This is a genomic window from Arthrobacter sp. BK1, from assembly GCF_056680055.1.
Window position 1 is genome coordinate 3,083,914 of sequence record NZ_CM155263.1, and the last position, 22,354, is coordinate 3,106,267.

The following is a 22,354-nucleotide window of genomic DNA, read 5'->3' on the forward strand; positions in this document are numbered from 1 at the left end:
GGACCTCAGACCTGAAGGAAACACTATGAGTAGGATTTTTGTCACCGGCGGCTCCGGCCGGCTGGGACGCAGCGTTGTGGCGGGCCTCGCCGAAGCGGGCCACGACGTCATCTCGGTAGACCGTGACGCGCTTGCGGCGGACCAACTGCCGGCCGGCGTCGTGCAGGAAACCGGGGACCTGCTGGCCCCGGGCGAGGCTTTGCGCCTCCTGAAGGAGACCGCGCCCGACGCCGTCATCCACCTCGCCGCGATCGCCGTCCCGTTCAGTGCACCGGAAGACGTCATTTTCGCCACGAACACCCGCCTCGCGTACGCAGTGATCAGCGCGGCCACGGAATTGGGCATCGGCAGGATCATCACGGCGAGCAGTCCCACGGTGCTTGGCTACGGTTCACCGGCGGGCTGGCTGCCGGACAGCTTCCCGCTGGACGAGCGCACCACGCCGAAGCCCTGGAACGCCTATGCGCTGTCCAAGCTGATCGCCGAGCAGACTGTGCAGATGTTCGCCGCGGCGCAGGGTTCGAAGATCCGGTACGCCGCCTTCCGGCCCTGCTACGTCATCTCACCCGAGGAATGGGAAGGTGCGCCCACGCAGCAGGGCCACACCCTGGCCGAGCGCCTGGCCGACCCCGCACTGTCCGCTCCCGCACTGTTCAACTACGTGGATGCCCGCGACGTCGCAGACTTCCTGGACGTGCTCCTAGAGAAGATGGGCTCCATCCCCAACGGGGAAACCTTCTTCGTCGGGGCGGCAGACGCCCTGGCCACCGCACCGTTGGCGGAGCTGATGCCCCGCTTCCTGCCCGGAAGCGAAACCGTGGCCGCCGGCCTGACCGGCACCAGTCCAGCCTTCTCCATCGCCAAGGCCCGCACACTGCTGGGCTGGGAGCCCAAGCGCAGCTGGCGGACCGAACTGAAGACAACCACCACCCTCAACGACGAGCCGTCCGCCACCCTGGTCACAGCCGGTGCCGGATCCAAGGAGACATCATGAAATTCGACGGCGTACTGTTCTTCCCCGTCACTCCGTTCACGCCGGAAGGCGCCGTTGACGTGGAGCTGCTTAAAGAGCACATCGGTTCACGGCTCCCGTTCGGTCCCGGCGGCGTGTTTCCCGCCTGCGGCACCGGCGAATTCCACGCGCTGAGCATCGATGAGGTGCGCACCGTGGTGACTGCCGCCGTCGAGGTCGTAGCCGGAAAGGTTCCCGTGGTCGCCGGAGCAGGCGGGCCGCTGGGCCACGCCATCGCGTGCGCCCGGATCGCCGAGCAAGCAGGCGCCGATGCCCTCCTGGTCCTGCCGCCGTACCTGGTCACCGGACCCACCGACGGCCTGGTGGCGTACATCGAAGCTGTGGCCGACGCCAGCAGCCTGCCCGTTATCGTGTACCACCGCGGGAACGCCAAGTTCACCGCCGCGTCCATGGTCCGCCTCGCCGCCAACCCCAAGGTGATCGGCTTCAAGGACGGACTGGGCGATGTGGGCCTGGCCCAGGAAATCGTCTCCGCTGTCCGCGCCACCGGACGCGAGGACTTCGCCTTCTTCAATGGCCTGCTGACCGCCGAACTGACCCAGGGCGCCTACCGCGGACTGGGCATCCCGCTCTACTCGTCCGCCGCGTTCGCCATGGCTCCGGAGATCGCCAAGGCCTACTACGACGCCTACATTTCCGGTGACGAGGACCGCCGCAACGCCCTCCTCGAAGGGTTTTACGCTCCGCTGGTCCGCCTCCGTGACCAGACCCCCGGCTTCGGCGTCGCGCTGATCAAGGCCGGACTGCGCCTCGGCGGCCTGGCGGTCGGGTCGGTCCGTCCGCCGCTGGTGGACCCCACCGAGGAGCAGCTGGTGCAGCTGAAGTCCATCCTGGCCAAGGGCTACGAGCTGGCCGGCCGCTGATGAGCGCGCCCGCGCTCGATTCTGTCAGGACCGCACCGCTGATCACCGGCCTGACCACCCGGCTCCTGACCGTCCCGCTGCTGCGCAGCTGGGGAGTGGAGGCGCCGGAAAACCATGTGATCGTTACCGAGATCCAGACGGACGACGGCGGTGCGGGGCACGGTTTTTCGTGGACGCCCACCATCGGCCCGCAGGCCGTCAAAGCCCTCCTCGACCACGACATCGCACCCTTCATCACCGGGCTACCAGCCAACCCCGAGACGGTGTGGGACGCGCTGTGGAAGCGGCTGCATGAGGCCGGCGGCGGGGGGCTGACCACCATCGCCATGGCCGGGGTGGACCTGGCCCTGTGGGACCTGCAGGCGCGCCGGGCGCAGGCCTCGGTTACCGGGCTGCTGGGCCAGCGGCAGGAGTCCACGGAGGTGTACGGCTCCGGCGTGAACCTGCATTACACCCTCGAGGAGCTGGTGGCGCAGACCGAACGCTGGGTCGCCGCCGGGCACCGGGCCGTCAAGATCAAGGTGGGCAAGCCGGACATCCGCGAGGACGCCGAGCGTGTGGCGGCAGTCCGGTCCGTGCTCGGCCCGGACCGCAAGCTGATGATCGACGCCAACCAGCGGTGGGACCTGCCCACCACCTTCAAAGCCCTGGACGTGCTCGCGGAGTTCGGACTGGAGTGGCTGGAGGAGCCCATCCGCGCGGATGACCTTTGGGCCTACCGCAGGCTGCGCAAGCATTCACCGGTCCCCATCGCCCTCGGCGAAAACCTGCACACCATCTACCGCTTCCGCGATTTCATTGAGGCGGAGGCGGTGGACATCATCCAGCCCAACATCATCCGGGTAGGCGGCATCACGCCATTCCGCCGGATCGTTGAGCTGGCCCGGACCAACAGCATCCGCGTGATGCCGCACCTGCTGCCGGAACTTTCCGGCCAGCTCGCTCTCACGCTGGCGGAGGCCACGCTGGTGGAGGACGTGGAGGACGCGTCCTTCGAACAGCTGGGTATCCTGGCCGGCCCCTCGCCGGTCCGCGTCAGCAACAGCCGCCTGACACTCACGGACCAGCCGGGACTGGGCTTCCGCTTCACCTCCAACGCACAGGGCTGAGGCTCCAGTCGCCCCGCAGACAATGACCGCAGACACGACCACCTCCCGACGAAACACAGGTACCCCAGTGACAACTGCAACCCTTTCACTTTCAGAGCTCACGGCCGCCGCAACGCAGGCCGCCGCCATCTCGGCCAACGCATCCGACGCCGACCGCGCAGCCTGGCTCACCGCCGTCGCCGACGCCCTGGACGCCAACGTAGCCGAACTGGTGGAGATCGCGGACTCCGAAACCAGCCTCGGCACTGCCCGCCTGACAGGCGAAGTGGCCCGGACGTCCGGGCAGCTCCGGCTGTTCGCCCGCGTGATCACCGAAGGCTCCTATCTTGAGGCAGTCATCGACCATGCGGACCCGTCCGCCACCCCGCCCAAGCCTGACCTGCGCCGCATCCTGCGTCCCATCGGCCCGGTTGCTGTCTTCTCCGCCTCCAACTTCCCGTTCGCCTTTTCTGTGGCCGGCGGCGATACCGCCTCTGCACTGGCTGTTGGCTCCTCGGTGATCGTCAAGGCCCACTCGGGCCACCTGAAACTCTCCGAGCGGACGGCCGAGGTGGTCACCGAAGCCCTGCGGTCCGCCGGCGCTCCAGACGGATTGTTTGCCCTGGTGAGCGGCCGCGAGGTGGGCACCGCGCTGGTCCAGGATCCCGCCATCAAGGCTGTGGGGTTCACCGGGTCCATTCCCGGTGGCCGGGCGCTGTTTGACCTCGCAGTCTCGCGTCCCGATCCCATCCCGTTCTACGGCGAGCTGGGCAGCCTGAACCCTGTAGTCATCACCGTGGCCGCCCTGACGGAGCGTTCCGGCCAGCTCGCGGCGGGACTTGCGGCGTCGTTCACGATGGGCGCCGGCCAGTTCTGCACCAAGCCGGGCTTGGTGTTCATCCCTGCGGGGACTGGATTCGCCGCTGAAGTCGCTGAAGCCAGCAAGGACAAGCCGACGGCGCCCATGCTCACCACCCGGATCTCCGACGCCTACCCGGATGGCCTGCGCAGCGTGGCTTCGCTGCCCGAGGTGACCATTGTCAGCGGCTCCGCGGACCAGGACGCAACGCGCGACGGCGCCGCCCCCGTGGTGTTCTCCACCTCCGCCGCCAACGTCCTGGCCCGCCCGGACGAGCTGCTGGAAGAGTGCTTCGGGCCCACTACGCTGCTGATCGAATACGCGGACCAGGAGGAGCTCTCGGCAGTCCTCGCCAAGGTTCCCGGCAGCCTGACCGCCACGGTCCACGCCCAGCCGGGCGAGGACATCGCCGACCTCGTGGAGCAGCTGTCCGGCCTGGCAGGCCGGGTACTCTTCGACGGCTGGCCCACCGGCGTCGCGGTGAACTGGGCCCAGCAGCACGGCGGCCCGTACCCTGCCACCACGTCGCTGTTCACCTCGGTAGGCGCGACGGCGGTCCGCCGTTTCCAGCGCCCCGTCGCCTATCAGGATGCACCGGAAACGGTCCTGCACCCGGCCCTGCGCGAAAGCAACCCGCTGGGCATCCCGCGCCGCGTGGACGGTGAGCTCCGCCTCCGCTAGCAACGCTCTTGCCGTTGATGTCGCCTAAACCGCAACGCTCTTGCAGTTGATGTCGGCCTAATTGAAACGCTCCTGCAGTTGTTGCCTTACTGTCGGCAACAACTGCAGGAGCGTTTTCGCGTTCTCGTCATTAAGTGAGAGCAACGCGGGGTCACTTTGAGCCCATCAAAGGCCTTGAATTGGGCGGTAAGTGACCCCGCGTTGCAGTGTCAAGACGTCATTAGGTGAGAGAGCGTGAGGCTAGAGCTGCAGGGTGACCGGGCGTCGCAGGCCGTTGACCGTGGTGGAGGGCCAGCGCTCGTCCACCGTCAGGACCACCAGCCCGGCCCCGGTAACCTGCACGGTGTCTTCGATCTTGACTCCCGGACCCGACGGGTTCCACGTGAATGGCTGGTTGAGGACCACCGTATCTGTGACGCCGGCGGTGACGCGGGGGTCTCGGCCGGCGTAGCCAGCGGGACCGCCCTGGTGGTGCTGCTCCCACTGCTCCGCGCCGAAACCATGCCGGACGTAAGCCGACTTGATCTCACCGAAGATGCTGTCCAGCCGCGCGCCCGGTACCGTCGCGTCGAAGATATCCGCCTCAACGGCTGCGATGCGGGCCTCGGCGTCGAGCTCCTCCAGGGTGCCGGCGTCGAACCTTACCCAGCGGGTGATGTTGGCAACCAGGCCGTCCCGGCGGGCACACACCACGGCCATGGCGCGGCGGCCGAGCGGCGCATGCGTGGCCAGCGGGTGCCGGAAATCGCTGCGGGAACTGCCGTTGCACAGGAGCACCAGGGGTTCCGCGCCTGCGGCAACCACCCGGCCGGCCAAAGCGGAGGCCAGCTCGAACTCGGTGGTCTCAGGCCCTGCTGCGGACAACACATCGGTCATGATGCCTGCCAGTTGCGCGCTGAGATGCGCGTACCGTGCGCTCTCGGCAGGGAGCAGTTGCTGCCGCGCCGCCCTGAGTTCGGCGGCCACCGCAGCTTCCGACAGGGGGGTGCCGGCTGATCCCGCAGATCCGGTGGAACGCCCGACGGCGGCAGCGGCCTCGTGGAGGTTTCCGTACCACGGCACTGAATGCAGGGTAACGCCGGCAGGAAGCTCTTCGGCGGCCATGCGGCCGGCCTCGTTGTTGAAGGTCACCAGATGGTCGCCGTCGCGGTCAACCAGCACTGCGGCGATGGGATCGCCCGCCAGGCTGATGTGGACGCGGCTGCCGTCCAGGTACCAGGTCAGGGCTGTATGGGTGGTCAGGAGCAGTGAATCCTGTTCCTTGGCGTCGAGGATGTCCAGGACGCGGCGCCGCTTGATCCCGCGGTCGGCCGCCGAGGCCGGCGCCGTCCGTCCGCCGATGCTTGCCTCCAGCGATGCCCCCAGCGGGAGCGGCGACGCTGCGGTGGTGGTGGTCTGGCTCATGACTGGTCCCCCTGTGTTGTGATCAATGTCTCTACGTCTTCAGTGCCCAGAATCCCGTCGGCGACGAATACCGCGATGCTCCGGCGCACCGGCGTTCCGGGCTGGGCAATCACGGGCTCATCCCACGCCAGCGACTGGCCTACACCCGGGTAGCCGTTCACCCGGACGAACCATGGGTCCGTGGAGCCCTCCGCGGCGACGAAGACGAGTGTTGCGGCCCCGCCGCCAGCGGCGCCTGCTCCACTGCCGCCTGCTCCAGTGCCGCCGTCGGGCGTTCCCGGGCCAAAGTTGCCCGACCACGCGAGCCACGGCGTGACACTTCCGTGCACGGTGGCCTCACCGCTGAGGGGCACGCCGGCGGAACCGGGCGCCCATACTGTGGCACCTGAACATTCCGGCAGGCGCCAGAAGAACCCACCGTAACCACCCTGGTCGCGGCCGTTGGAACCGGGGCTGCCCAGGCTCACCGGATGATCGCCGGCGGGGGAGAGCGCAAAGTCGAGCGTCAAGCGCCAAGCACTGGGACCGGCTGGAGCCCACGTCCAGGTGCGCTCTTCGGTCAGTACTGGAGCGCCGTCGGGGCCGTTCCACGAAAGGGTTTCGGTCAGCTCGCCGCCGTGCCCAGAACCGCTGAGTCCGGGACCGCTGAGTCCGGGACCGCTGAGTCCGGGACCGCTGTGTCCGGGACCGCCGTCGTTCTCCGACGATTCGCCCGTGCGGACGATGCTGCCGTGATCCAGCCGCCAGACGTATTCGCCGGCCGCCCTGGTGTACGTCCGACCGCCCCAGAAATTAACGCCGTCCACGTCCTGCAGGGCGACGCCAACGCCCAGATGCCACACATGGTCCAGCGGCTGGTGGTCGGTGACAACGGTGCCGGCGAGAGTGCGGACGGGGTGCAGATAGGGGCGCGGTGAGGACACGGCACGGATATGGCTGCCGTCCTGGTAGTTGGCCACGGCCTGCCCGGCAAGGTCAAAAGTCCGTGCCGGCGGCAGCCTGCGGGCCCACGGCACGCCAAGCTCGGCAAACGTGGCCTGTGCCTTGGCCGCCCGTTGGATCAGCTCAGGGATGCCCTTGACGACGGGGTGGGCGTCGTCGCCTTCACCCTCCCAGCTGAGGTGTTCGGCGCCGATTTCCTGCGGGTCCGGGGCAGTGCGGATGGCTTCCAGGACAGACGTAAAAGCGCCTGTGTCAGCCAAGCCGCACAGCAGGGGAGCATTGGCGGCCCGGGCCGCGAGCAGGTTCTCCAACAAGTCGGTCCGCCCGAACGTGTCCCGCCGTTCGCCCGCAGCGGTGGTGGTGAGCACTTCGTCCTCGGTGTAGAAGAACGTGATCTCGCCCAGTGTGCCGTGGACCGTCACCGAAGGATTCTGCTGCTCCGGGGCGCAGAGCGTCAGTCCGCACAGCAGGGTCCGCCCGGCCGCAGTGCGGACGCGGATCACGGAGGTGTCGTCGCTCTGGGTGTTGTGGGCGCGGTAGAGGTCCGTTTCCACGGAGGCGACATCCGCAATCGTGTGGGCACCGGCCATATGCAGCCCCGTGGCCACCGCGTGTGCCAGCGCGTTCGTGGCCACGCCGTCCACAACGTCCGTGCCGTCAAGGCTGCGCTTGCCCGCCCAACGGGACCGTTTGAAGTAGCCCTTGGACCGCAGCCACAGGCCTTGGGCACTCAGGCCCAGGACGTCGCCGATTTCGCCGGCCGCGATGGACTCTCTGATCGCGGGCAGGGCGAGGGATCCAAGGCTTTGGAAACCGACTTGGACAAGATTCCCAGAGGCTTCGGCCGCAGCTGCAACCTCCTGGAATTGGGCCAGGGACGCCACCGGTGGCTTTTCCACATACACGTCACAGCCCGCCGCCAGCGCAGCCAACGCCAGGGGAGCATGCGTCTGGATGGGGGTGGCCAGAATGACAACGTCAGGGGCCGTTCCGGAGGCCAGCAGCTCGTCCAAGGCAGTAAAGACTGCCACGGAAGCGCCCAGCCTGCCATCCTGCGGCGGATGGGGATCCGCGACGGCCACAAGCTCGACGGCGCCGGCCGACTCCAGCCGGGCCAGGTTGGCCAGGTGCCGTTCGCCGAAACCGTGGACACCCACCAGGGCGATCCGCGGCCGGGCAGCCGGAGCCACTCCTGCCTCGACGTTCGAGCGCGGTTCTGTGGTGCCTTCTGCTGTGAAGGCGGATTGCTGGGTCATCAATGGTCCTCGGTGCCTAAGGTGTGGGAACAGTGGAATGGGCTTGGGCGGCGGGGCTGCCGGCTCCCAGGGTCCGGGCTAAGTACGTGATCGCTTCATTCTGCATCGCTGCAGTGAAGACGTGCCCGCCCGGCCAGAAACGTCCTGCGTAACTGTCCGGGTGGAGCGACGCCAGGATCCTGTGGGCCTCGCGCATGCCGGCCTCCGGGAAGAGTTGGTCAGCGAGGGCGTACTGCACCAGGAACCCGTCCGCTCCGGATCTGGCTGTAAGCTCCGGCCAGTCGCCCAGCTTCCAGAGCCCGGGAGTCTGCAGCAGCCAGGAATGCGCATCCAGATACGCGGGCAGCAGGGAGTCAAAGGTGGTCATCATGCAGGTCACCACGTAGTTCCGGATCCTTGGACTCAGCGCCGCCAGGGTGAGTGCCCTGCCGCCTCCGCCGGAAAATCCGATGCAGCCCAGCCGCCCGGGATCCACGTCCGGGAGCGAGGCAAGGATCTCCAGCGCGGCGAGATCGTCGTGGGCCACCATCCCGGCAAAGCTGGTTCCGAGCAGACCGGCCGTTTTGGCCACGGTGTCCTCGTGGTAGCCGGCCGCGGCGTTGTACAGTTCCGAGTCGGTTGGTACGACGCCGTCCTCCCGCCACTGCGACTTCCTCGCCTCAAGTGCCGCGGCAGTCCGCCAGGGCGGCTCGGAGAGGTCAAAGCGCCGGCTTCCCCACGCAAACGTGTCGTGGGCCAGTACGGCGAAGCCCGCCCTGGCCACCTCTGTAGCGAGGGCGCGGCCGTCATAATGGCCTGCTCTGGCCTCGGCCGCGGACGGGTGCGTCTGGGGAAGTTCCACCAGGCGGTCCGCCCCGCCGAACTTGTTTCCGCCGTGGCAGTGCAGGGCGAGGACGCCCGGCAGCGGCCCGGAACCTCCGGCCGGGCGAACCAGCCAACCCGTAGTACGGGGGCCGAATCCCAACTGCCAGCTGAGCTGGGAGGTGGTGACGCCGTCGTGCGTTTCCTCCCAGTGGACGGTGACGTCCCTGGGGGAAGCTGGAGCCGGAACACCCAAGGCGTCCGACAATTCCTGCGCTACGGACGTGAGGGCCAGGTACCGCGGCTGGTTCCGGACAAAGCGGGGCCAGTCCTCGTATCCGGCGATGGCGCTGGGCCGGGCCGGACGGTTTGCTGTGCTCACTGGCCTGCCTGATGGTCGAAGGGCGGATGACGTGTTCCGGCTGCGGGGTCCGCTCGACACTGATCGGGCCGCCCGTTCTAGAAAACGCTTTCTCAAAAACTAACAAAGGGCTGTACACGAGTCAAGAAACCGTTTACTTTGGTACGGAGCCGCTTTCTTCAACGTCCCGCTGGACGGTGGCATCTCCGGATCGCTGCTGCAACGATAACCCGTTGCAGCCCGCGGGAGGAGCTTGCACCACAGGCAGTGCGTTGCACCGATCGCCCCGGCGATCAACCACACGTGGATGGCCACGATGACCAAAGGAGACCACATGGCCGCTGAACCCAACCCCAGGACGCCTTGCCCGGCACGCTTGCCGGCGCCGGCGGGCCTGCTGCGTGAAATGGAGATCCCGCTATGAGCGCGATCAGTGAACTCACTACGCTCAAGCGCCGCAAGGGGCCGATGAGTGCTGAGGAGAAGAAGGCCAACGGCCGGGATAACAAGGCTGCGTATATTTTCCTGTTGCCGTGGCTGGTGGGTTTGGTCGCGATCACCATCGGTCCGATGCTGATGTCGCTGTATCTGTCCTTCACCGATTACAACCTGCTCCAGCCGCCGGAATGGACGGGTCTGGATAACTTCATCCGGATGTTCGGCGACGCCCGGCTGCATAACTCCCTGGGTGTGACGTTTACGTACGTCCTTGTCGGTGTTCCCTTGCAGCTTGGAGTCGCGTTGCTGATCGCACTGGTCCTGGACAAGGGGCTGCGCGGGCTGCCGTTCTACCGTTCGGTGTTCTACCTGCCCTCGCTGCTGGGCGGCTCGGTGGCCGTGGCGATCCTGTGGAAGCAGATCTTCGGCACCACCGGCCTTGTCAACCAGGTCCTGGCCATCTTCGGGGTCCAGGGCCCGGGTTGGATCTCGGACCCGAGCACCGCGCTGGGCTCGATCATCCTGCTCCATGTCTGGACCTTCGGCGCCCCGATGATCATTTTCCTCGCCGGCCTGCGGCAGATCCCGGTGATGTATTACGAGGCCGCCAAGGTTGACGGCGCCACCACGCTCCAGCAGTTCTGGAAGATCACCCTGCCGATGCTGAGCCCGATCATCTTCTTCAACCTGGTCCTGCAGATCATCGGCTCGTTCCAGTCCTTCACCCAGGCGTTCATCGTCTCGGGCGGCAACGGCGGCCCGTCGGACTCGACCATGTTCTTCACGCTCTACCTCTACCAGAAGGGCTTTGGCCAGTTCGACATGGGCTACGCCTCCGCGATGGCCTGGTTCCTGCTGGTCATCATCGGCATCTTCACTGCCATCAACTTCATCGCTGCTAAGTATTGGGTTTTCTATGACGACTAAGCTTCAGACGCTGCCCGCCCCGGACAAGAACACCTCCGGCGCCGGCAAGCCCACGAACCGCCGCAAGGCCGCCAAGCCCCGCGAGTCCCGCGGGACCCTGGCCTTCAGCCGGAAACAGCGGACCAAAGCCCTGGCAAAACACGGCGTCCTGATCCTCGCCGGGGCCCTGATGATCTACCCGCTCCTGTGGATGGTGGTCTCCTCGCTCCGGCCCAACGAACTGATCTTCCGCGACCCCGGACTCTGGCTCAACAGCCTGGAAATGTCCAACTACACCGACGGCTGGTCGGCCCTGACCCACCCGTTCGGGCACTACATGCTCAACTCCGCAATCGTGGTCATCGGCTCCATCCTGGGCAACCTGATCTCCTGCTCCATGGCCGCCTACGCCTTCGCCCGGCTCCAGTTCACCGGCAAGAAACTGTTCTTCGGCATCATGCTGCTGACCATCATGCTGCCGTTCCACGTGGTGATCGTGCCCCAGTACATCCTGTTCTCCCAGATCGGCTGGGTGAACACCTTCTGGCCGCTCCTGGTCCCCAAGCTCCTGGCCACGGACGCGTTCTTTGTCTTCCTCATGGTCCAGTTCATCCGCGGCATCCCCAAGGACCTGGACGAAGCCGCCCGGATCGACGGAGCGGGCCACCCCCGCATCTTCCTCCGCGTGATCCTGCCGCTGATGGTCCCGGCCCTGGCGACCACCACCATCTTCACCTTCATCTGGACCTGGAACGACTTCTTCGGCGCCCTGATCTACCTCACCGATCCGGACATGTTTACCGTTCCCGTCGCCCTGCGCGCGTTCGTCGACTCCCAATCAGCCACCAGCTGGGGATCCCTCTTCGCCATGTCCATCGTCTCCCTGCTCCCGGTGTTCCTCGTCTTCCTCTTCGGCCAGCGGTTCCTCATCAAAGGCATCGCCACCACCGGTATCAAATAGACCGGCGTTATGTTCCGCGGAATTACGCTCACGCCAACGGCCCGTCCCTCAGGACGGGCCGTTGGCCGTTGTGTGCCTTGCCTGTTGGTGCTGAGTTGAGCCGGCGGTTCGGTGCGGCATCCGACGTCGAAAGGCAGAGTGCGTCGCTAACGGACATCCGCCCGGGTAGCCGCTCCCGACGCCGAAAGGCAAAATACGTGCCTGGCGGATATCCGTGTCCAGCGCCGCAGCCGGTCCCGTCGTCGCGACGGCCGGCAGTGCAGGATCGACTCCGAACCGCGCTGGCACCCATACCGCCGTCGTAGATTCATCCCCCGTCGGTGCATTGGCTAAACCGGTCCGCAGATACCTTCGTTATTTGGCTCCCGAAACCTCTTGTAATACAAGTGCTGTACTTGTAGTATTAGATCTAAGAAAGCGTTTTCTCATATTTTCCTTTCCAGTAAATCAAGATCAAAGAAGATCGGAGTATCCAGTGCCGCTTTTTCCCCGTTCTGAGTCTGCTGCCCAGAACCATTCGGCAGAGACACCCTCCCACGGCGCAAGGCGCCGGTTCCGCAAGACCGGTGTGGTGGCAGCTGCTGCTGCCGCCGTCCTCGCCCTCAGCGCCTGCGGCGGGGGAGCTGCACCCGAGAATGCGGACGGCACGGTCGAACTGCGCTTCTCCTGGTGGGGCAGCGATAAGCGCGCCCAGCTGACGCAGGCTGCCATTGCAGCGTTCGAGGCTGAGAACCCCAAGATCAAGATCAAGCCCGAATACGGTGACTGGAGCGGCTACTGGGACAAGCTGGCCACCCAGGTCGCCGCCAACGATGCTCCGGACATCATCCAGATGGACGAGAAATACATCACCGAGTACTCCAGCCGCGGGGCGCTCCTCGATCTCTCGAAATACAAGATCGACACCTCCAAGCTGGACGAAGCCGCCCTGAACGCGGGCAAGAGTGAAGACGGCCTCACCGGTATTGCCGCAGGAATCAACGCCGCCACCATCATCGCCAACCCGGCTGTCTTCCAAGCTGCCGGCGTGGCGCTCCCGGATGACAAGACCTGGACCTGGGAGGACTTCGGCCGCATCTCCGCCGAACTGACCGAGAAGTCCCCGAAGGGCACTTACGGCTCTGCCGCCTACGGGACGGATGAAGCTTCCCTGGGCGTCTGGCTGCGGCAGAACGGCAAGTCCCTCTACACCGCGGACGGCACGTTGGGCTTCGAACCGGCGGACATCGCCGAGTGGTGGGGTTTCCTGAAGGAGCTCAGCGAGAAGAAGGCTGTTCCATCGGCGTCGGAGGTGGTGGAGGCTGAAGCTGCACCTCTGGACCAGAGCGGTCTCGCTGTCGGCAAGAACGGCCTGGCCTTCTGGTGGTCCAACCAGTTGCCCGCGCTTGAGAAGGCAGCCGGTTCCGACCTGCAGATCCTCCGCTTCCCGTCCAAGACCGGAGAGGCGGCAGACGCGCAGCTTTGGTACAAGGCTTCCCAGTTCTGGTCCGCATCTTCTCGCACCAAGCACCCCGAGGAAACAGCCAAGTTCATTGACTTCCTGGCCAACAACAATAAGGCCGGCGAGGCCCTGCTCGCGGACCGCGGCGTTTACCCCAACACCGCCGTCCGCGGTGCCATTGAAGCCAAGCTGACTCCTGCGGACATCAAGGTGGTCAAATTCATCGACCAGATCAAGGGCGAACTCGGTGAGGCACCGGCCCCGCCGCCGAAGGGTGCCGGAGCAATCCAGGAGATCGTGAAGCGGTACACCTCCGAGGTCCTCTTCAACAGGCTCTCAACGGATGAGGCAGGCAAGAAGGCCCACGACGAAATGAAGTCAGCCATCAGCAACTAGCGCCTACGCGAGGCGGTCCCGGCACCTTTATGACACGAGGGCGTTCTGAGGAGGCCTCCTCCGCTGAAAAGTACGACGACGGCGGTTGGCAGCTGTGACCCGGGGGAACCATTGGTTCCCCCGGGTCACAGCCGTTTAAGGGGGCTTTAGGTGTCTTGCCTCGCCAGCGCCGGTGATGTTCGGTTTCTGCTGGCAGACCGGGGAACCCGCTGGCTGCTATAGGTCTTTGACGAGGACTGTACGCGGCCAGGCGTCCAGCCCGTCCCGGCTTTCCCGTTGCACGATCTTCCGGAGGCCGTCAGACCATTCCTTTTCAGGATGCCGCCTGAAACCCAGACGCTCGTAGTAGGGGGCATTCCACGGGACATCCCGGAAGGTCGTCAACGTGATTGCGTTGAACCCCATTTCCCTGGCCCAGCGAGCCACATGATCAAGCAGAGCGCCGCCGAGGCCCTTCCGGCTGTGGCGAGGGTGGACCGTGACTTGCTCGATGTGTGCCCAACCTCCAACGGTATCCACGAGGACGTAGGCAATTGGACGGTCGGTTGGATCGGTGGCAACCCAGGCTCGGCCTTCGCGCTGGTAGTCCATCAGCTCGGCCTCGGTCGGCGGAGGATCGTCGGCGATCGCATCCATCCCGATTCCGCGGAAGAGGTCGCCGGCCGCGACTTCAATGTCTCGAATTCCCCGGAGGTCCTCGGGTTTGGCTTTCCTCATCACGTATTCAGTATCTGCCAGGACTATTCGCGTTGGGGTGGTGGGGGTGGTTTGAAGTAGTGGTTTTGTTGAGGTTTTTGGGTGGGGTCGATGTGGCGTGGGGGTGTGTACCAGGGGGTGCCGTGTTGGGTGGTGATGGTCCATTGTTCTTTGTGGATGAGGTGGTGGTGGTGTGAGCAGAGGAGGGTGCCGTTGGTGGTGTTGGTGGGGCCGTTGTTGGACCAGTAGGTGATGTGGTGGGCTTCGCACCAGGGGGCTGGGATGGTGCAGTTGGGGAAGGTGCAGCCTTGGTCGCGGGCGGTGAGGGCGAGGCGTTGGGCGGGGGTGAAGAGGCGGGTTTTGCGGCCGAGGTCCAGGATTTCGCTGTTGGTGCCGAGCAGGACGGGGATGATGTCGGCGTCGCAGGCGAGTTTGCGCAGGGTGGTGGCGGCGACGGGGCCGGTGAAGGTGTAGTTGCCCGTCTCTGTCCCTGGCCCTGTCCCGGTGCCCGTGCCTGGGCGCGTTTTGGTGGTGATGTTGTTGCCGGTGGTGGTTCCGTCCGCGGGGTGGGGGAGGAGGTCTTGGTAGTGGATGGTGGCGAGGATTTGGGGGCGGTTTCCGCCGGTGATGGGCAGGGTGTCGGTGCGTAGTGCTGCTTTGAGGGCTCCGATGATGCCGTCGAGTTGTTTTTGGGAGCGGGTGCGCCGGTCCAGTTCCACATCCGCGTTGGCGTCCGCGTCGGCCCAGCGGTTCTGGCCGGTGCCGGGACCGGTATCGGGGCCGTTGCCGGTGCTGCCGCCGATGTCCCCGTCGATGCGGCAGGTGCTGCTGGTGCCGGTACTGCTGCTGGTGGTGGGTGTGGTGCGGGGGTTGGTGGCGGTGTTCATGACGGTGAGGAGGTGTTCGTATTGGTCGGTGGTGGCGAAGATTTCGAGGTGGTGCAGGCCGTGGCGGGGTTTGCGGATGAAGGCGCCTTGGGTGTGGCGGAGGGCTTCTTCGGACGGTTCGGTGCCGTCTGCGTCGAGGGTGTCGGACCAGCGGCGGGCGACGCGGGCGAGGAAGTCCGGGTCTGCGGTGGCTGCGGTGCGGGTGAGGTCGGTTTCGATCAGGGTGAGGGTTTCGGGGGTGGTGCGGTGTTGGAGCCGGTCCAGAGTGAGGCTGATGATGGTCCCGGCCCGGGAGGACACCGCCGGGCAGGCAAGCGCGGGCCCTGAGTCCTTTGGATCCAGGGTGCTGGCAGTGACTGCTGGGTCCGGGGTGGGGGTGAGTCCTGCGGCGAGGTGTTCCCTGGGTGGTGGGGTGGTTTCCCCGGTGAGGGTGGTGGCGGGCAGGATGGCGCGGGCGAGGGCGAGCCGGCGGTGGGCTTCGGATTTGCCGATCCGGAGCCTGACGCGGAGGAATTCGGCGGTGTTCGCGCATCCGTCGTCCGCGGGCGAGGACACAACGGGCGGGGCGGCGGGGCCGGTGGGCCAGGTGGTGTCGGTTTCGTTCAGGGTTTCGGTGCCGTGGTCCCAGCCGGTGACCCAGGTCCTGGTGGACCTGGTGGCGGGCGGTTGCGGCGTCGGCGATGGCTTGGGTACGGGTGCGGTCCACCGACCCTGCGGCGAGGACTTGGAGGTATTCCACGGTCCGGGAGATGTCTTCGACGTCGCCGGCGAAATGTGCGCTCTCAACATAGCCGGCCATCGCGAGCCGGGCCGGGGCGGCAGCCGCGGCGGCGTTCACAGCGGCCAGCAGCGCGGCCAGCCCGGCGTCGGCCGTCCCGACAGCCGCCCTGTCGGCCGTCCTTCCGTTGGAAGCGCCCCCAACAGGCTGGCCCGCGTGCGTGAGCACGGCGGTGGAACCGCCGGACTCCGCAAGCTGACCACTGAAAGCTTCCATGGGAACACTCTGCCAGGGGGGTACGACATTTAAGCCGTGGAGGTGGCCAGCGTCCGCCTGCAACGTATTGGAAGCGCCCCCAACACGCGGATCCGCCCGCAAAAGTGCAGCGGTGGACCCCGCGAACTCTGCCAGCGCGGTAGGAAGGGATGGTGGCCCCGCACCCGGACAAAAGATCCGGGGCCACAAAGGGCTCTCAGTCCTCCGAAATCACCGCAACGCTGCCGGCGGCCACTGTGCCAGCAAAAGGTTCGCCGCTGAGCAGGTCCGTCCCGGAGGCGTGCACCGACGCCGACGAACGCGAGTGGTTGATGGCGAAGAGGTAGGAAGTGCCGTCGGTAGCGCGGCGGCGTGTGAGTTCCACTCCAGCGTCAGCCTGGGCCACCGGGGTGACACTGGATTCCGCCAGCAGGCGCTCCACCACCGATTCGATGCCGTCGCGGTCCGGGAATGTCGCCAGATACCATGCCGTGCCGGAGCTGGCCGCGTGGCGGGTCAATGCGGGCACACCCTCCAGGGGGTACTCCGTGAACGTCTGTACCGCTTCGGCGCCGGCGAGACGGAGGTCCTCGCTCCAAACGGTGGATACGCCGCCGTCGCTCAGTTTCAGCTGGGCGCCGGCCAGCAGCGGGTGGAATTCCTCCACCCGGATCCCCAGCAGTTCGCGGAAGGCTCCCGGGTAGCCGCCCAGCCGGATGTGGTCCTGTTCGTCCACGATCCCGCTGAAATAGGTGATCAGCACCGTGGCGCCGGCGTGGGCTGCGGCGGAAATGTTGGCGGCAGCGTCATCCGTGACTGAGTAGAGGGTGCACACCAGCACCAGGTCGTAGTCCTCCAAAGAAGCGGAAGGGTGGACGATGTCCACGGAGACGCCGCGCAGGAACAGGGAACGGTGGAAAGCGCGCAGGACGTCCAGGTATTTCACATCCTGGCTCGGCTTTGAGTCGATCTCGCTGGCCCACCACGCGTCGTAGTCGAACACGATGGCAGCCTTGGATTCCACCCGCGAGCCACGAACCGGCGCGAGCTGTTTCAGCGCAGACCCCAGCTCCACCACCTCACGCCACACCCGCGTGTCACGGCCGCCGTGGGGGACCATCGCGGAGTGGAACTTCTCAGATCCGGCAAAGCTCTGGCGCCACTGGAAGAACATCACAGCGTCCGCGCCCCGGGCCACATGCGAGAGTGAGTTGCGCAGCATTTCACCGGGCATCTTGGGCTGGTTGCGTGGCTGCCAGTTGACGGCCGACGTCGAATGTTCCATCAGGATCCATGGGTCGCCGCCCGCAATTCCCCGGGTGAGATCCGCGCTGAACGCCAGTTCGACGTGCCGCTCGGGATCGGCGGCCACGAGGTAGTGGTCATTCGCGATGACGTCCAGGTCCTTGGCCCACTCGTAGTAGTCCATGGACTTGGTGGCGCTCGAGGCCATCAGATTGGTGGTGCAGGGGATCGTGGGCGTGACCTCGCGCAGGACGGCCACGAGCGATTTGTAATAGTCCATCAGCACCCACGAGTTGAACCGCTGGAAGTCCAGCTGCTGTCCCGGATTCAGCGTGGAAGGCGCGACGGCGGGCGGCAGGATTTCGCTGAACGAGCCGTAATTCTGGGACCAGAACGCCGTTCCCCAGGCGGCATTGACGGCTTCGATGCTCCCGTACCGGCGTTCCAGCCAGCTGCGGAAGGCGGCCGCATCCTCCTCGCCGTAAAACTCGGAGACGTGGCAACCGAGTTCGTTGTCGACGTGCCAGAGCGCCAGCGCCGGGTGACCCTTGTACCGCTCGGCAATGACGCGCGTGATGCCCGTGGCGTACCGGCGGTAAACGGCCGACGACGGCGTGTAGTGGCGCCGTGAGCCCGGTCCCAGCACGGTTCCGCCAGCCGTGACCGGCAGGATCTCCGGATGTCTGCGGACCAGCCAGGCCGGCGGAGCCGCTGTTGCCGTAGCCAGTGCCACCTTGATGCCTGCAGCTGCCAGGTTGTCCAGTACCTCGTCCAGCCAGCCGAAATCGTATTCGCCCTCGGCCGGTTCCAAGAGTGCCCAGGAGAAAATTCCTACGCTGAGGAAGGTGACACCTGCTTCCTTCATCAGCTCGAGGTCTTCCAGCCGGACGCTGACCGGCCACTGCTCCGGGTTGTAGTCCCCACCGTAGGCAATCCCTTCCACATTGCTCCAGACACTGGATGGGCCGGAATTTTGCTGCAAGGTCATGGGACTCCTTTGTCGTGGCGGGGGTCTTGGCTAGGTCGTGGCGAAAGTTGTGGAGAGGGTCTTGGGGCGCACCCAGCGTGGTGGTGGGGACGCACCCAACCTACAGGAAACCGCGGTTTGGGAAAACGCTTGCCCAAATCGCTAATTGCCGATATTGTATCGATTCAGAAGGCGTGTAAGCCAGCTCACAGCACTCGTTGTGACTATAGGAACGATGGCTTACGCAACACGAGCAAGGAGGCTCTCATGATCAACAGAAGGAATTTCCTCACCACGGTGGCTATCGGCACCGCATCCGCCGCAGCTTTGGCGGCCTGTGGAACCGGGTCCAGCACCACGGCCGGCGAGACGGGCTCGGCAGAGAGCCCTGTCACCATCAACTACACCTGGTGGGGCAACGATGACCGCGCCACCCGGACGCGGAAGGCCATTGAGCTCTTCGAGGCCAAGAACAAAGACATCAAGGTCAACGGTAACTTCACCGACTTCGCGGGCTACTGGCAGAAGCGTGCCACCGAGGCTGCCGGCGGCGGTCTGCCGGACGTCATGCAGTGGGACCTCTCCTACCTCCGCGATTACGGCCAGCGCAACCAGCTCCTGGACCTGAGCACCGTCAAGATCAATACCGACGCCTTCGAGAAGTCCCTCCTGCCCTCCGGCCAGATCAAGGGCAAGACCTACGGCATCCCCACCAGCACCAACGCCTTCGCCGTCTACTACAACCCCGAAAAGCTCGCTTCACTCGGCATCGCCGAACCGGACGGCAGCTGGAACTACAAGGAGTTCAACGCTTTCCTCACCGAGGTAGGAGCCAAGGGTAACGGCGCGCTCTTCGGCGGCACCGACTACACCGGCGTGTGGTGGATGTTCAACGTCTGGCTGCGCCAGAACAACATCGAGGCCTTCACCGAGGACGGCAAGCTCGGCTTCACCAAGGATGACCTGAAGAAGTGGTGGAACCTCAACGCGGACCTGCGCGGCACCCCTGCCCTCATTTCCGAGGAGCGCGCCACCCAGCTCGCCCCCAAGTCCCCGTTCGGGTCCAACGTCACCGCCACGGAAGTCACGTGGGATAACTTCATGGCCGGCTACCTCGCTGACAGTGGCGCGAAGGAACTCAAGCTCGTTCCGGTTCCCTCTGATGACAAGGACAACCTGGGCCTGTTCCTGAAGCCCTCCATGCTGATGGTGGCCAGCGCCAAGACCAAGTACAAGGACGCCGCTGCGCGGTTCATCGACTTCATGGTCAATGATCCCGAGGTGGGCCAGATCTTCAAGACCTCCCGCGGTGTTCCGGCCTCCAAGACCCAGCGTGATGGCACCACGTTCGAAGGCACCGACAAACTGGTTGTTGACTACGAGAAGTCCATCGAGAAGTATCTCAAGGACGCCCCGGAGCCGCCCATCGTCGGTTTCGGCACGCTGGAAGCATCGTTCAAGCGCATCAGCTCTGACCTGAACTTCGGCAAGGTCACCGTGGACGGCGCCACGGACGCGTGGTTCAAGGAAGCCGAAGACCTCATCAAGCAGAACGCCTAGCAGCAGATTCGCTGCAACACTTTCACTACTGACGGAATGAACTCGTGACTCAAAGCCCAACCCTGAGCAGGCGTTCGGCGTCGCCGTCCGCTCCCGCTCCGCGTAAGTCAAAGCGGAGCGGGGCGGACGCCCGCGCCGGCTACACCTTCCTGCTGCCCTGGCTGCTGGGATTCATCGCCCTGACCGTAGGCCCGATGGTTTCCTCGCTGTACCTGTCTTTCACCAACTACAACCTGTTCGAGCCGCCCAAGTGGATCGGGCTGGATAACTACACCACCTTGTTCCAGGACGAACGGTTCCTGCAGTCAGTCGGTGTGACCACCTCCTACGTGGTCTTCGGTACCCCGCTCAAGCTCGCCGCGGCCCTCGCGATCGCGATGCTGCTGAACAGTGCGCGCAAGGGCCAGGGCTTCTACCGCTCCGCGTTCTACGCCCCGTCCCTGATCGGGGCGTCCGTGTCGATCGCGATCGTCTGGAAAGCGATGTTCGGCGATTCCGGCCCGGTGGACCAGGGCCTGTCCTTCTTCGGGATCAACCTCGGCGGCTGGGTGGGCAACCCCGACATGACCATCCCGATGATGATCCTGCTGACCGTGTGGCAGTTCGGCGCCCCGATGGTCATCTTCCTCGCCGGGCTCAAGCAGATCCCCGCGGACCTCTACGAAGCGGCCTCGATGGACGGTGCCGGCCCGATCCGGAAGTTCCTGAACATCACCTGGCCCATGCTCTCCCCGGTGGTCTTCTTCAACCTGCTGATGGAAACCATCCACGCCTTCCAGATCTTCAACTCCGCCTACATCATCTCCAACGGTGAAGGCGGCCCCGCCGGCTCCACGCTCTTCTACACCCTCTACCTCTACCTGCGCGGGTTCAGCGACTTCCGGATGGGCTACGCCTCGGCCATGGCCTGGCTGCTGCTGATCGTGGTCGGCATCATCACCCTGGTCATCTTCAAAACCTCCAAGTCCTGGGTCCACTACAGCGGAGACGCGAAATGACAACCATGGCAACCCCCACCAAACCCGTGCCGGACATCGAACAGGCCCAGTACAACCCCAAATCAGAATCAGTCACGGCCAAACGCGTCAAAAGCGGCATCTTCCACGCCGTGGCCCTGGCCCTGACCGGGGTGGTCCTCTATCCCGCCCTGTGGATGATCGCCTCCTCGTTCAAGCCCAACTCCGAGATCGGCGGGGCCAACACCTCGCTCTGGTCAGAGAACTTCAGCATGGACAACTTCGTCACGGCCATGGACGGGATCGGCGGGGTCTCCACCCTGACGTTCTTCACCAACTCCCTGATCCTGGCCATCGGCGCCGTCGTCGGCACCATCCTCTCCGCCAGTGTCTCGGCCTACGCGTTCGCCCGGATCAAGTTCCCCGGCCGCAGCATCTTCTTCGGCATGATGATCGCCACCCTGCTCCTGCCCTTCCACGTGGTCATCATCCCGCAGTACATCATCTTCAACCAGCTCGGCCTCGTAGACACCTACGTGCCGCTGCTGATCGGCAAGTTCCTCGCCGGAGACGCGTTCTTCGTCTTCCTCATGGTCCAGTTCATGCGCAACCTCCCCGCCGAACTCGACGAAGCAGCACGCATCGACGGCGCCGGCCACGTCCGGATCTTCACCGCCATCATGCTCCCGCTCATGAAACCGGCCCTGATCTCCACCTCGATCTTCTCCTTCATCTGGAGCTGGAACGACTTCCTGGGCCCCCTGCTCTACCTCAACACCCCGGACAAATACCCCCTCCCACTGGCACTGCGCCTCTTCGTGGACCAAACCCAGTCCTCGGACTACGGAGCCATGATCGCCATGTCCGTCCTGGCACTCCTCCCCGTCCTGGTCTTCTTCCTCGTCTTCCAGCGCTACATCGTCGAAGGCGTCTCCACCCAAGGCCTCAAAGGCTGACGGCCCAGGAATACCGAGTCAGAAAATGAGCATCATGGACAGCACCACACCCGCATCCGACCGGGGCGAACCGATCCCGGTGAACCGCTTCGCCCTGTTCTCCGAGACCCTCCTGGCCGGACTGCTGGTGCTGGTGCTGTCCCTTCCACTTGTCACGATCCCCGCCGCGTACGCGGCCGGGATCTCCCACCTGGAACGGCACCTTTCCGGGCGGGATGATTCCATCCGCGGACTCTGGGGCACGTTCCGCTCCGCCCTGCCGGGCAGTTGGAAACTGGGAATCACGACGGCGGCAGCCGCCGTCGTGATTGTCCTTAACCTCCTGCTCGCAACGGTGGGTCACCTGCCCGGCAGCTCCGTGGTCCTACCGGCCACGCTGGTCCTGGCAGCCGCCGGAGCCGTTCTGCTGCTGCGCACCACCGCCGCGTGGTCCGACTTTTCCGGCGCCAACCTGGACTCCCGCCCAGACCACGCCAACACGCCGTCGGCCGCCTGGTCCTCCGCGCTCAACGCCGGCAAGGCGCTGTCCCTCCGGGACTGGACCGGCTCACTGCTCCTGGCATCGGCGCTCCTCGGCGCCGTGGTTTTTGTGTGGATGCTGGTGGCCCTGTTTGTGGTGGTCCCGGGCACCCTGATCCTGGCTGCCGCCGCGGTCAAGATTCGCTCCACCCGCGCTTAACCTGA

At 65.5% G+C, this 22,354-nt stretch carries 17 protein-coding genes; 11 read left to right on the top strand and 6 right to left on the bottom strand.

Going from position 1 to position 22,354, the window contains the following annotated elements; genetic code table 11:
- The first annotated feature begins 25 nt into the window (after nt 1-25).
- The 4 genes from AC1MCA_RS14070 (at nt 26) to AC1MCA_RS14085 (ending at nt 4,524) form a co-directional block, all read left to right on the top strand.
- The gene (locus AC1MCA_RS14070) at nt 26-994 is read left to right on the top strand and encodes an NAD-dependent epimerase/dehydratase family protein (RefSeq protein WP_479798342.1); all 969 of its coding nucleotides are present in this window, start codon (nt 26-28) and stop codon (nt 992-994) included.
- Nucleotides 991-1,896: a 5-dehydro-4-deoxyglucarate dehydratase gene (locus AC1MCA_RS14075; protein ID WP_479798344.1), complete on the top strand. Its 906-nt coding sequence runs from the start codon at nt 991-993 to the stop codon at nt 1,894-1,896. Before AC1MCA_RS14070 ends, AC1MCA_RS14075 begins: the two co-directional genes overlap by 4 nt.
- A complete protein-coding gene (locus tag AC1MCA_RS14080; RefSeq protein ID WP_479798346.1) occupies nt 1,896-3,005 on the top strand; it encodes a mandelate racemase/muconate lactonizing enzyme family protein in 1,110 nt (369 codons plus the stop codon). The genes AC1MCA_RS14075 and AC1MCA_RS14080 overlap by 1 nt, the downstream gene beginning before the upstream one ends.
- A gap of 67 nt (nt 3,006-3,072) precedes the next feature.
- A complete protein-coding gene (locus AC1MCA_RS14085; RefSeq protein WP_479798348.1) occupies nt 3,073-4,524 on the top strand; it encodes an aldehyde dehydrogenase (NADP(+)) in 1,452 nt (483 codons plus the stop codon).
- 240 nt (nt 4,525-4,764) lie between these two features.
- Here the strand turns inward: AC1MCA_RS14085 and AC1MCA_RS14090 are convergent, their stop codons facing one another.
- Genes AC1MCA_RS14090 through AC1MCA_RS14100 form a run of 3 tightly spaced genes read right to left on the bottom strand, consistent with a single transcriptional unit; the run spans nt 4,765 to nt 9,309 of the window.
- Nucleotides 4,765-5,928: a M24 family metallopeptidase gene (locus AC1MCA_RS14090; protein WP_479798350.1), complete on the bottom strand. Its 1,164-nt coding sequence runs from the start codon at nt 5,926-5,928 to the stop codon at nt 4,765-4,767.
- Entirely contained in the window at nt 5,925-8,126 is a 2,202-nt protein-coding gene (locus AC1MCA_RS14095) for a DUF6807 family protein (protein WP_479798351.1), read from the bottom strand. The genes AC1MCA_RS14090 and AC1MCA_RS14095 overlap by 4 nt, the downstream gene beginning before the upstream one ends.
- A 16-nt stretch (nt 8,127-8,142) precedes the next feature.
- Nucleotides 8,143-9,309 (bottom strand): acetylxylan esterase, encoded by a 1,167-nt coding sequence (locus AC1MCA_RS14100; RefSeq protein ID WP_479798353.1) that lies wholly within the window; start codon nt 9,307-9,309, stop codon nt 8,143-8,145.
- Nucleotides 9,310-9,708: 399 nt separating this feature from the next.
- Here AC1MCA_RS14100 and AC1MCA_RS14105 point away from each other — a divergent pair, with 399 nt between their 5' ends.
- The 3 genes from AC1MCA_RS14105 to AC1MCA_RS14115 all read left to right on the top strand — a co-directional run bounded on the left by AC1MCA_RS14105 (nt 9,709) and on the right by AC1MCA_RS14115 (nt 13,430).
- On the top strand, nt 9,709-10,653 hold the full coding sequence (locus AC1MCA_RS14105) for a carbohydrate ABC transporter permease (RefSeq protein ID WP_479798354.1): 945 nt from the start codon (nt 9,709-9,711) through the stop codon (nt 10,651-10,653).
- Nucleotides 10,643-11,593, top strand: coding sequence for a carbohydrate ABC transporter permease (locus tag AC1MCA_RS14110; protein ID WP_479798356.1), 951 nt, complete (start codon nt 10,643-10,645; stop codon nt 11,591-11,593). The genes AC1MCA_RS14105 and AC1MCA_RS14110 overlap by 11 nt, the downstream gene beginning before the upstream one ends.
- Before the next feature lie 475 nt (nt 11,594-12,068).
- Complete coding sequence (locus tag AC1MCA_RS14115) at nt 12,069-13,430, top strand: ABC transporter substrate-binding protein (RefSeq protein ID WP_479798358.1); 1,362 nt, start codon at nt 12,069-12,071, stop codon at nt 13,428-13,430.
- A gap of 216 nt (nt 13,431-13,646) precedes the next feature.
- On the opposite strand, the gene AC1MCA_RS14120 is transcribed toward AC1MCA_RS14115, so the two are convergent.
- From AC1MCA_RS14120 to AC1MCA_RS14130, 3 genes are all read right to left on the bottom strand, one after another.
- Complete coding sequence (locus AC1MCA_RS14120) at nt 13,647-14,147, bottom strand: GNAT family N-acetyltransferase (protein ID WP_479803401.1); 501 nt, start codon at nt 14,145-14,147, stop codon at nt 13,647-13,649.
- 23 nt (nt 14,148-14,170) lie between these two features.
- Nucleotides 14,171-15,802, bottom strand: a complete 1,632-nt coding sequence (locus AC1MCA_RS14125; RefSeq protein ID WP_479798360.1) for an HNH endonuclease signature motif containing protein — start codon at nt 15,800-15,802, stop codon at nt 14,171-14,173.
- 401 nt (nt 15,803-16,203) lie between these two features.
- Nucleotides 16,204-18,219 (bottom strand): beta-galactosidase, encoded by a 2,016-nt coding sequence (locus AC1MCA_RS14130; RefSeq protein ID WP_479798362.1) that lies wholly within the window; start codon nt 18,217-18,219, stop codon nt 16,204-16,206.
- Between the two features lie 246 nt (nt 18,220-18,465).
- On the opposite strand from AC1MCA_RS14130, the gene AC1MCA_RS14135 reads away from it, so the two are divergent.
- Genes AC1MCA_RS14135 through AC1MCA_RS14150 form a run of 4 tightly spaced genes read left to right on the top strand, consistent with a single transcriptional unit; the run spans nt 18,466 to nt 22,349 of the window.
- Nucleotides 18,466-19,758, top strand: coding sequence for an ABC transporter substrate-binding protein (locus AC1MCA_RS14135; protein WP_479798364.1), 1,293 nt, complete (start codon nt 18,466-18,468; stop codon nt 19,756-19,758).
- Nucleotides 19,759-19,802: 44 nt separating this feature from the next.
- Nucleotides 19,803-20,756 (top strand): carbohydrate ABC transporter permease, encoded by a 954-nt coding sequence (locus AC1MCA_RS14140; protein WP_108599635.1) that lies wholly within the window; start codon nt 19,803-19,805, stop codon nt 20,754-20,756.
- Nucleotides 20,753-21,670, top strand: a complete 918-nt coding sequence (locus AC1MCA_RS14145) for a carbohydrate ABC transporter permease (RefSeq protein WP_479798366.1) — start codon at nt 20,753-20,755, stop codon at nt 21,668-21,670. Before AC1MCA_RS14140 ends, AC1MCA_RS14145 begins: the two co-directional genes overlap by 4 nt.
- Before the next feature lie 25 nt (nt 21,671-21,695).
- Nucleotides 21,696-22,349, top strand: coding sequence for a Poxvirus protein I5 (locus AC1MCA_RS14150; RefSeq protein WP_479798367.1), 654 nt, complete (start codon nt 21,696-21,698; stop codon nt 22,347-22,349).
- Nucleotides 22,350-22,354 lie beyond the last annotated feature (5 nt).

What these genes read in the sequence shown, in the direction of transcription:
- AC1MCA_RS14070 (WP_479798342.1), top strand. Translation starts at nt 26, where the DNA reads ATGAGTAGGATTTTTGTCACCGGCGGCTCCGGCCGGCTGGGACGCAGC.
- AC1MCA_RS14075 (WP_479798344.1), top strand. Translation starts at nt 991, where the DNA reads ATGAAATTCGACGGCGTACTGTTCTTCCCCGTCACTCCGTTCACGCCG.
- AC1MCA_RS14080 (WP_479798346.1), top strand. Translation starts at nt 1,896, where the DNA reads ATGAGCGCGCCCGCGCTCGATTCTGTCAGGACCGCACCGCTGATCACC.
- AC1MCA_RS14090 (WP_479798350.1), bottom strand. Translation starts at nt 5,928, where the DNA reads ATGAGCCAGACCACCACCACCGCAGCGTCGCCGCTCCCGCTGGGGGCA.
- AC1MCA_RS14095 (WP_479798351.1), bottom strand. Translation starts at nt 8,126, where the DNA reads ATGACCCAGCAATCCGCCTTCACAGCAGAAGGCACCACAGAACCGCGC.
- AC1MCA_RS14105 (WP_479798354.1), top strand. Translation starts at nt 9,709, where the DNA reads ATGAGCGCGATCAGTGAACTCACTACGCTCAAGCGCCGCAAGGGGCCG.
- AC1MCA_RS14110 (WP_479798356.1), top strand. Translation starts at nt 10,643, where the DNA reads ATGACGACTAAGCTTCAGACGCTGCCCGCCCCGGACAAGAACACCTCC.
- AC1MCA_RS14120 (WP_479803401.1), bottom strand. Translation starts at nt 14,147, where the DNA reads ATGAGGAAAGCCAAACCCGAGGACCTCCGGGGAATTCGAGACATTGAA.
- AC1MCA_RS14125 (WP_479798360.1), bottom strand. Translation starts at nt 15,802, where the DNA reads ATGTTGAGAGCGCACATTTCGCCGGCGACGTCGAAGACATCTCCCGGA.
- AC1MCA_RS14130 (WP_479798362.1), bottom strand. Translation starts at nt 18,219, where the DNA reads ATGACCTTGCAGCAAAATTCCGGCCCATCCAGTGTCTGGAGCAATGTG.
- AC1MCA_RS14135 (WP_479798364.1), top strand. Translation starts at nt 18,466, where the DNA reads ATGATCAACAGAAGGAATTTCCTCACCACGGTGGCTATCGGCACCGCA.
- AC1MCA_RS14145 (WP_479798366.1), top strand. Translation starts at nt 20,753, where the DNA reads ATGACAACCATGGCAACCCCCACCAAACCCGTGCCGGACATCGAACAG.
- AC1MCA_RS14150 (WP_479798367.1), top strand. Translation starts at nt 21,696, where the DNA reads ATGAGCATCATGGACAGCACCACACCCGCATCCGACCGGGGCGAACCG.